Below are 8900 nucleotides of genomic sequence, written 5' to 3'. Positions count from 1 at the left end.
CCGCCGACGCTGCCTCGCTCCCGCGCCCCGCCACGAGCCGTCTCCGCCCTCGCGCTCGAGGCCGGTGCCGGCCGGTTCACCTAGGTGACCTGGCGCAAGGGCAGCAAGGGCAGCAAGGGCACGATGACCTCACGGTTCGCGGTGCTGACCGTGCGGCCCGCGGGCAAGCAGTCCCTGGCCGCGGCGCAGGAGGCGGGCGGCGGCCGCAACAGGTGGGACGGCGCCCTGCCCACCCAGACACTCCTGCAGGAAGAACGACCTGGGCAGACGACAGTCGCAAGATCACACGAGCTCTGACGTCTACTCCATGACGAAGGGTGCGTATCCGACCGGGACCTCGCTCACCTGGAGATCCGAGAAGAGCAAGGTCACGTCATGTGCGTTGGTTTCAATGCGCACCTCGTGAAAGTCGACCCCGAGGGCCTTCGACCAGCGGCGGGTCGCCTCGGACTCAGGAAGGAGTTTGGCTCCCGGGTACAGGGCGTGCCACTTCACACCCCAGACATATCCGTCGAGGTCAACACCGGTTTCGTGATCGATGAGCCGGTCGTCCAGGGAGACCCGCCAGGTCTCCGCCGACACTGACGTCTCACATCGGGCCTCGACGCAGTACCGGAAGAGAAACCGCAGGTGGGACGGCGTGGTGCCGGTACGGGGATCAGCCGTTGCGTAGACGATGACCTCGTAGTCGCGCATGTGGTTGGTGTATCCGTGGTGCACGACGGCGTGATCGAAGGTCTCGTTCAGCAACTGCTCAAGTACGGCGGTATCCATGCCGCCCTTCTACCTCATCGGTAGGACCTTCGATAACGAGATTCACGGGTGCAGGGCGCCGCTTCCCTCGGAGAACACTTGGACAAGTCCTAGCCGCGTTGGATGGGCAGCCCAACGGATGGGGAGCAACAAGCCAGCGGATCCACAGAAGGGGGAGGACGACTCCATGGGAACAGTGCTGCTTGTTGCGCTAGCCGTCGCCGTCATCGGGACCATCGTCACCAGACTCGTGCACGCCGGACAACGCGAGGCCCAAGCGGAGAAAGCCCGACTGGCCGAGGACGCGCGCCGCCGGGCCCGCCGGGCCCTGGACACGGTCTGGGCAATGGACGACCGCCAGTTCGAGGAGTACGTCGCCGATCTGTGCCGCCGGGACGGATGCACCGACGTGAGACGAGTCGGTGGCTCCGGCGACCTCGGAGCCGACGTCACCGGCCTCCTGCCCGACGGCCGCCGGATCGTCATCCAGTGCAAGCGCTACGCCAAGCACCGCACGGTCGGCAGCCGCGACATCCAGACGTTCAACGGCACCGCCCGCGCCGAACACGGCGCCGACGTTCCCGTCTTCGTGGCCTCGTGCGTCTTCACGAAACCGGCCCGCGACTTCGCCGCCAAGCACCAACTGGTACTCATCGACGTCAACCTGCTCGGCTTCTGGAACAGCGGCACCCCGCTGACCTCGTTCCTGGACCTGGACATCGGCAGATCCGGCACCAACCGCAAACTCCACCCGGACCACGACTGACAGAAGCCCCGCCGTGCGCGAGCGCCAGGCCCTCACACATGCCCGGCACAGCCAGTACCAGGAGTACCAGCGTCAAGAGCAGCGCCGTAGGCACCGGTTCATCTACAGCAGTCTCCAACCCGTCCGCACCGCCCCCCGTGGTGGTCGACATAGTGCCGTTCTTCGGCGACGCCAATCCCTGTTGCCGCGGCATCGTGCCGAACATGCAACGCCTCACCGACCAACTACGCGCTGCTAGTAGGGCTTGGCCAGGTTCGTATGGGTGTGGGTATGTCTCGGTGGCAGGTGGGCAGGCGCCGGTCCAGGTGACGAGGAGTGTCTGTGGTTCGCGGACGACCTGGTAGAGGCTCAGGCCTGCGCTGGATCTTTTGGGTCGTGGGCCAGTCGTTGCAGGGTGCAGAAGGCGCGGGCGACGGAGACGAGGGTGCCGTGGTGGTGCCAGCCGCCCCAGGTACGGCCCTCGAAGTGGGCCAGGCCCAGGGCTTGTTTCATCTCGCGGTAGTCGTGCTCGCTGCTCCAGCGGAGCTTGGCCAGCCGCACCACCGTCGCCAGCGGCATCCCGGAAGGCAGGCTGGAGAGCCGGAACTGCACCGGCTCGCTCTCACCGGCCGGCCGTTCGGCCAGCAGCCACCGTTCGGGCAGTTCCGGATCGTCGACGGCCTTGCGGACGCCGCGTCCGGCGGGACGGAGCCTGAGGGTGGCGAACCGCGAGTACATGCGCTTGACGCCACTGCGGCCCTTGCCCGGCCGGGATCCCTCCCGCCAGGACAGCGGCCGTGCGGCGGCCTTCCCGGCCGCGATGACCAGGTCCTTCATGGTCTGGGCGGGCTCGGGATACTGCATTTTCAGCGGCCGGCCGGTGTCTGCACAGGCCGTCTGGACGGGCTGGGCCTCGGCCGGATGCGCGGTGTGGCGGCCGGAGATACCGACCGCACAGGGCAGGCCTCGTTCCTCCAGGCCGAGGCGGAAGGCGGCGGCATCGCCACAACCGGCGTCCGCAACGACCAGCGGGATGTCGATGCCCCACGAGAGGGTCTCGTCGATCATGTCCGGAGCCGGCTGCCACTTCTCCACATGCCCCACCCGGGCGGGGACTGCCGCAGCGAGTACGGCGGGCGGCCTTGTCCGCATCCGCCCGCGGAGAGGCCGGGTCCCAGGAGGCGGGCAGGAACAGCCGCCAGTCGATCGCGGCCGAGGCGCGGTCGGTGGCCCGAGGCGCACTGCCCGCACCCGATACGGACGTACGTCCCGAGGACTGGGTGTGCCTCGCCCAGTGGGGGCACGGGCTCGACGGCTTGGAGACGGCCCTCTGCTCCTGGTCGATGTCCCGGCAGGACCCGGCCGCACGACGCCTCGACCGGGTCTGCGCCACCGTGACCCGGAACCCGTGACATCCGCAGGGTGCCGACCCGAGGCGGCACCATTGTCAAGGCGGGATTCGTCGGCCGGGCGGCATGGAGAGCCCTCGGCGACACTCGGTGCAGGAGCAGCCGCCGGGGGACCGCCCGTGTTCAGCGATCGGTGGACCGCGAAGCTTGAGCCGCCGCGACGCGGTCTGCGATGTGGTCGATGACCACGTTGACCGCCCTGCGGTACGGGGTGGCGTCCTGGCTCACCTGTGACAGGAGCATGCCGCCTTGTATCGCGGCCAGCAGCGTGACCGCAAGCGCCGAAACGTCCTCGTCAGCTCCGAGGTCGCCGCGCTCGCGCATGTGAGCGAGCCCGGATTCGATTGCCGCCTGCCACGCAGCGAATCCCGTGGCCAGACCGAGGCGAGCTGAGGGGTCGATGTCCGACAGCTCGCTCGCGAGCGAGCCGATCTCGCACCCTCCGGCGCAGTGCACCGCGTCCAGGCGGACGGCGGCGCGTTCGCACCATTCACGCAACGCGTCGATACTGTCGAGGTTGTCGAGCAGGGGCCGCTGCTGTTCGAGCTTCACGGTGCTCTGGTACTCGATCACCGCCGCCGTGAGGCCCTTCTTGTCCCCGAAGTAGTGATAGATCTGCGAGGCACTCACCTGAGCTCGGCGTTGCACGTCGGGGATGCTCGTGCCGGCGACGCCCTGCTTGAACATCAGCTCGGCAGCGGCGTGCAGGATGCGGCCCCGCGTGCGACGACCACCCTCGGTACTCGCCGCCTTGACCCGGGTCTCGACACTGCGCGTCTGCATGGGAGCCAGCCTACCAAAGATTGGAATTGACTTTCCAATCTCGCGATACCTACGGTTGGAGTGCTCATTCCAAGATCGCTCAAGCACCCGTGAAAGGTGCAGCTCATGGCTCTCAACCCGCAGATCCAGACCGTGCTCGACGACTTGGCCGCGACCCCCGCGCCCGCAGCCAACACCCTCACCGTGGCGGAGAACCGCGCCCTCGGCCTTGCGTTCGCCTCGTTCGCCGGTGACGTCGTCCCGGTTCGCGAGGTTCGCGACACGACCTTCCGCAACGGTGACCATGACGTCCCGATCCGCATCTACACACCCGAGACGGTCCCGACGGGCTCGCCCGCCCCGGTGACGGTGTTCTTCCACGGCGGCGGCTGGGTGTTCGGCGACCTCGACAGCCAGGACCACTTCGCCAGGGTGGTCGCGACGCGGTCCAAGACCATCCTCGTCTCCGTCGACTACCGGCTGGCGCCAGAGCACCGGTTCCCGGGAGCCGTCGAAGACGCCTACGCGGCGCTGCAGTGGGTCGAGCAGAACGCCGGCACCTTCGGCGCCGATCCGAAGCGCATCGCCCTGTTCGGAGAGAGCGCGGGAGGCAACCTCGCCGCCGTCACCGCGCAGGAAGCGAAGCGACGCGGCGGACCGACCGTCACCTTCCAGGCCCTCGCCTATCCCGCAACCGACCGTTTCGACGACAGCGCATCGATGTACGACAACGCTGGCGGCCCCCTGCTGACGCGCCCTTGGCTCGAGTGGTTCTGGGGCGCCTACCTGAACACCCCCGACGAGGGCGCTGACCCCCGCGTCTCTCCGCTGCACGCGGAAGACCTCACCGGGCTCCCGGCCACGTTCATCGTCACTGCCGAGCTCGACCCACTGTGCGGCCAGGGCATCCGATACGCGGACGCTCTCCGCGAGGCTGGAGTGCCGGTGACGCACCGACCGGTCGAGGGAGTGCCCCACGCATTCCTGTCCTTCACCCGCGACGTCCAGGTCTCGCGCGACGTGCTGAACGAGATCGGCGACGCCATCGGTGCAGCCTTTGCGTGATGGCGGGCCACCCAACGGTGAGCGCTCCGATCCGGGCCCCGACGACATCGAGATCAGATGAACGGACACAGTCGTCCCCCTCACCAGCTCGGAAGCTCTCCCGGCTCACCGTGCCGCTGACGGCTGGTGTTCCAGGGCGTTCTGTTCGTGCTGCACACCGGGATGGCTTGGGAACACCTGCCGCAGGAGCTCGGCTTCGGTTCGGGCATGACGTGCTGGCGGCACCTGGCCGAGTGGACCGAGGCCGGCGTGTGGCCCCGGCTCCACGAAGCGCTCCTGGCCAAACTCCGTAGCACGGGCGCCCTGGACTGCATACGCAACCCGTACGCGATGCGTACGGCATACGTGGTCCGTCCCCGTGACGGTGTCACCACTGAATACGGAACGGTGCGAGAACCGGCGGCGGGGTCGGACCGCTCGCGCGGGCAAGCGCCCCGGGTGTACGACGGTCACCCCCGTCGTGTCCTCGCACCTTCCCACGCCCGGGTGAACAGCGTGGACAGCGGGGCGGAGGGGACGGCGGCGAGATGGGAGGTCGAGCGGTGTTCCCTGGCCAGCGGCAGCAGCCCCAGTTTGGACACCTCGACGGGGAGCCGGGGCGGCTTGCGGTCCTGCCAGGCGCCGGGCAGGAAGAGGGAGCGTCCCGCTCGCGGCCGTACGGCGCGCAGCACCCGGCCCGAGGCGGCCAGTTCGGCCTCCGCCTCCTTGAAGCGGCCGGGCTTCCATCCGGTCCACGTCCTGACGTTGCGGTCGGTCGGGTCGGGCAGTGCCAGCAGCATGAGGTGGAGCGACGCGGCGTCCCTGCTCAGGCCGTACGCCCTGGCGCACTCCTCGACCAGGTGCGGCACCGACCGCTCGGGGTGCTGTTCCCAGCCCGCGGGTCGCTCGGTGCCGGTGGTCAGGTGCCGCCCGAGCGCGGCGAAGTCGTCGCTCAGCAGCAGCCGCAGGTCCGCGACGGCGGGCAGTCCGGAGGGGCTGGGCAGCCACTGGGAGGGCAGTACGGAGTCGAGGTAGGCGTCCACCGCGTCCAGCAGTGGATCGTCGGGGCCCTTGAGCGCGGCAGGGTCGACGCGGAGGTGACGCACGTCGTACACCGGGTCGTCGACCTCCGTGACCGCGGGGTGGGCGGTCAGCGTCTCCGTGGCCGGCGGGGGTCCCATCAGGTAATTGCTCTGCAGCGAGAAGAGCGTGAGCGGGCCGGGTCCCGCCGCCCGCTCCTCGCACAGCCGGGAGATCGCCGCGCCGGCCACGGGGCGCAGGGGGTCGCCGGCCGGGGTGCGGTAGGCGATCCAGGCGGCGATCCTCGGCAGGGCCGACGGCTGTGGCGGGCCCTCCGGACCGTCGGCCGAATGGGGGGCCAGGCAGTCGGTGCCGGCGGCGACGCGGGCGAGGAGGGCGGGCAGCCTCAGGTGGGGCCAGTGCCCCGGGGTGCCCTGGAGCAGCTGCCGGGGAAGGGCCTCTTCGCCCTTGGGCGGCCGTGTCTCCTTGGCGGCGAGGGGCAGCAGCGCGGTGGGCACGGGCAGGGGGCTGCCCAGCTCCGCGAGCCACCACGCGGCGGCCCGGTCCACGTCCGGGCCGGTGGTCCACAGCTGCTCCGGGTCGTCGGGCAGGAGCCTGTCGTAGAGGGTCGCGACGCGGTCGGGGCCGAGCATGTCGGTCAGCACGGCGACGGCCTGTTCCGCGTCCTTCCGCCGGATCTTCCATGCCTCCAGGTCGGCAGAACGGTATCGGGGGCGGTAGCTGTGCCGCTGCCCCGACCGGCGGGGCGTGCAGGGGACGTGCGCGGTCAGCAGCACGGTGGCCTCGGCCGGGGTCAGCCCCAGCCGCTCGGCGAAGGCCGTCGCGAGCTCCGGGCGGGCGGGTGCGTGGCCGTGCTCGCGGTACAGCTCGGCGAAGCGCGTGAACCAGTGGCCGGGACGCACCGGCTCCAGCAGGTGGACATCGGTGAGTTCCGCGCCTCCCGCCGCCAGCGGGCCGTCCTCGGGGAAGACGCCGTCGGGTGCGTATTCCCACAGGGTCCGCCAGGGGTCCCGGCCGCCGGATGCCAGTACGTAGGCGACGGAGGTGGCCGTGCGGAACACCTCTCCGTCGAACGCGACGGCGCGGCCGCCGCGGTACTCGGGGACCTCGCACCGTGCGATGCGCCAGCGGCCCGGTTCGTCGGTGACGAAGGGGTGGGCCGCGTAGGCGGTCAGTGCCCCGACCGGTGACAGCCAGCCGGCCTGCCCGGTGGAGACGGCGCACAGGGCGAGCGGGGCCGCACACGCGTGGGTGTGGCGGAACCCGTCGTCCCTGCGGAGGCGTTCGAAGGTCGTCGTGGGCTTGGTGAGATCACCGTCCCAGACGACTGTGTCGTCCTTCGCGAGCCGGATCATCAGACGGCCGACGCGCTCGTCCGGATCCGTCGGCCTCCTGTCGGCGGTCGGCTTCGCCCCGTCTTCCACGGGAGTGAAGCGGTGGGTCAGCTTCTCCAGTCCTGCACGGCAGTTGACGGCCATGACCAGTGAGGATGCGGCCTCGCTCCTTGTGGGGTCGCCCAGTTGCGGCAGCGTCTCCTGGATCGGCCCGCGGTTGGGGGGCTGGACCCCGTCCCGCCCCACGTAACAGGGTTCGAGACGGCCCAGCAGCTCCTCGACCTGCGGGCGGGCGACGGTGTCGGGCAGCTTCGCCATCAGCAGCGGCACGACGTCCACCGCCGCGAACTCCGCCGCCACGTCGGCGTCCTTCGGCAGCAGGTCGAGCGCCGCACCCGCGTGGACCAGCCGGCCGAGCAGCAGGACGAGGTCGTCGAAATCCGCCACGGTGCGCAGCTTCGCCCGCTCGCGGCCGAACCAGGCCCGGATCTCCTCGTGCCCGAGCCGGTTGTCGAAAAGCTGGGGTATGCGGTCCCAGCCCTTGGACTGGTGCGGCTGGTACCAGCTGTTGGTGCCCAGGTCCCTGATGGTCATCTCCAGGTCGGCGCGCGTCCGGGCACGCAGCTCCCGGGCGAAGCGCGGGTCGGCCTGGAGGTGTTTCAGCTCGGGCCGGCGGCTCAGCTCCACGTCGTGCGGCTTGCACGGGCCGAGGAGCTCCGGCGGGTCGGAGACCGGTACTCCGTGCTCCAGCAGGAGGTCGATCAGGTCGAGGGGCGTCTTGTGGTAATGGTCCCTGTTGTTGCCGATCCGCTGGTAGCGGATCTCCACGGGCACGCCGTCAGCGGCCAGTTTCGGGGCGATCCGTTCGGTGATCTCGTACATGACGGGCCAGGTGCCGTTGCCGTCCCTGCGCGTGGCGATTCCCGCGGTCAGCCAGGCGGCTGCCTCGCCCGGCTTCAGCCCCGGCGCCTCGCCGGTGAGCAGCGCCAGTGCGCCGGTGCGCTCCAGCAGGTGCAGCCACAGGCCGGAGCCGGCGAGACTGCGGTGGGGGCGCTGGTCCAGCATCTTGCGGGCCGTCCCGGGAGCGTGCTGGACCAGCAGGTCCACGGCCGTGCCCTTGAGGCAGTCGGCCCAGAACTTCTCGTCGTTCAGCGGGATGTGACCGGTCCGGAGCATCTCCTCGAGCAGCGTGGCGAGTTCCCTCTCGGGGTCCGCCCCAGCGGCCTTGGCGAGCTTGCGCAGGTCGAGGGCGAGCTGCGGGTGAATCTCGGACGACGCCTGCATGCGGCGGATCGCGACCTCGCGGAAGCGCGGGAGGTCCGCCGGGGTCGCCGCGCTCTTGGCGGCGAGCTCGCGCGCCCAGGCCCTCAGGGTGGTGGCGGAGAGGGCGCCGGCCTCGGCGTAGGCGAGGTAGCGGCCCAGCAGCCACTCCTTGTCGACCTTGCGGGCCTGGGTCCGCTCGGCGGTGCGGGCCCGCCCGAACCACGCGGCGGCCGTCGGACGGTCCTCGTCCCGCAGGGCGAGGTCGGCCACCTCGTCGAGGAGGGTGATCAGCAGCGCGGGAGCGGTCTCGTCCAGCCCCTGGAGGACGGCGTCGATCTCCTTCTTGGAGACGTAGGTCCACCCGTGCGTGCGCTCCCGCAGCAGGAGGATCTTCTCCGCCGCCAGCTCCTCGAAGCCGGGGTGGGCGGCGAGGACCCGCTCGGGGAAGGGCAGCGTGCCGTCGGAGGGGTCCGGTATGCCGGTGGAGAAGCAGTCGTCCGGCTCCCATTCCTGTCCGCGCATCAGCCGGTCCCGGAAGGGGATCAGTTG

Annotated in this window: 7 protein-coding genes and 2 pseudogenes; 5 read left to right on the top strand and 4 right to left on the bottom strand. The window is 70.4% G+C overall.

Translation table 11 applies throughout. The annotated features are described in order from the left end of the window. Positions 1 to 84 precede the first annotated feature (84 nt). Positions 85 to 297 (top strand): hypothetical protein, encoded by a 213-nt coding sequence (locus tag B7767_RS45400; RefSeq protein WP_256923747.1) that lies wholly within the window; start codon positions 85 to 87, stop codon positions 295 to 297. Positions 298 to 300: 3 nt separating this feature from the next. On the opposite strand, the gene B7767_RS39990 is transcribed toward B7767_RS45400, so the two are convergent. Then, a complete protein-coding gene (locus B7767_RS39990; RefSeq protein ID WP_085576204.1) occupies positions 301 to 774 on the bottom strand; it encodes a hypothetical protein in 474 nt (157 codons plus the stop codon). A gap of 166 nt (positions 775 to 940) precedes the next feature. On the opposite strand from B7767_RS39990, the gene B7767_RS39985 reads away from it, so the two are divergent. Further along, positions 941 to 1519: a restriction endonuclease gene (locus tag B7767_RS39985; protein WP_085576203.1), complete on the top strand. Its 579-nt coding sequence runs from the start codon at positions 941 to 943 to the stop codon at positions 1517 to 1519. A gap of 348 nt (positions 1520 to 1867) precedes the next feature. Here B7767_RS39985 and B7767_RS39980 read toward each other — a convergent pair whose 3' ends face one another. Next, on the bottom strand, positions 1868 to 2650 hold the full coding sequence (locus tag B7767_RS39980; RefSeq protein ID WP_256923746.1) for a transposase: 783 nt from the start codon (positions 2648 to 2650) through the stop codon (positions 1868 to 1870). Between B7767_RS39980 and B7767_RS39975 the strand changes: the two genes are divergently transcribed. Continuing rightward, complete coding sequence (locus B7767_RS39975; protein ID WP_256923745.1) at positions 2641 to 2910, top strand: hypothetical protein; 270 nt, start codon at positions 2641 to 2643, stop codon at positions 2908 to 2910. The genes B7767_RS39980 and B7767_RS39975 overlap by 10 nt on opposite strands. A gap of 120 nt (positions 2911 to 3030) precedes the next feature. Here B7767_RS39975 and B7767_RS39970 read toward each other — a convergent pair whose 3' ends face one another. Beyond that, entirely contained in the window at positions 3031 to 3690 is a 660-nt protein-coding gene (locus tag B7767_RS39970) for a TetR/AcrR family transcriptional regulator (RefSeq protein WP_085576202.1), read from the bottom strand. Between the two features lie 105 nt (positions 3691 to 3795). Between B7767_RS39970 and B7767_RS39965 the strand changes: the two genes are divergently transcribed. After that, complete coding sequence (locus B7767_RS39965; protein ID WP_085576201.1) at positions 3796 to 4734, top strand: alpha/beta hydrolase; 939 nt, start codon at positions 3796 to 3798, stop codon at positions 4732 to 4734. A gap of 135 nt (positions 4735 to 4869) precedes the next feature. Next, positions 4870 to 5052 (top strand): annotated as a pseudogene (locus B7767_RS39960) (transposase); the annotation flags it as partial. Positions 5053 to 5183: 131 nt separating this feature from the next. Here B7767_RS39960 and B7767_RS39955 read toward each other — a convergent pair. After that, positions 5184 to 8900 (bottom strand): annotated as a pseudogene (locus B7767_RS39955) (hypothetical protein); the annotation flags it as partial.

The organism is Streptomyces sp. 13-12-16 (assembly GCF_002114215.1).
Classification (GTDB): Bacteria; Actinomycetota; Actinomycetes; order Streptomycetales; family Streptomycetaceae; genus Streptomyces.
This window is presented reverse-complemented; position numbering and strand designations above follow the sequence as displayed.

Excerpts from the sequence above, each read along its gene's own strand:
- B7767_RS39965 (WP_085576201.1), top strand. The coding sequence starts at position 3,796 with ATGGCTCTCAACCCGCAGATCCAGACCGTGCTCGACGACTTGGCCGCG.
- B7767_RS39970 (WP_085576202.1), bottom strand. The coding sequence starts at position 3,690 with ATGCAGACGCGCAGTGTCGAGACCCGGGTCAAGGCGGCGAGTACCGAG.
- B7767_RS39980 (WP_256923746.1), bottom strand. The coding sequence starts at position 2,650 with ATGCGGACAAGGCCGCCCGCCGTACTCGCTGCGGCAGTCCCCGCCCGG.
- B7767_RS39985 (WP_085576203.1), top strand. The coding sequence starts at position 941 with ATGGGAACAGTGCTGCTTGTTGCGCTAGCCGTCGCCGTCATCGGGACC.
- B7767_RS39990 (WP_085576204.1), bottom strand. The coding sequence starts at position 774 with ATGGATACCGCCGTACTTGAGCAGTTGCTGAACGAGACCTTCGATCAC.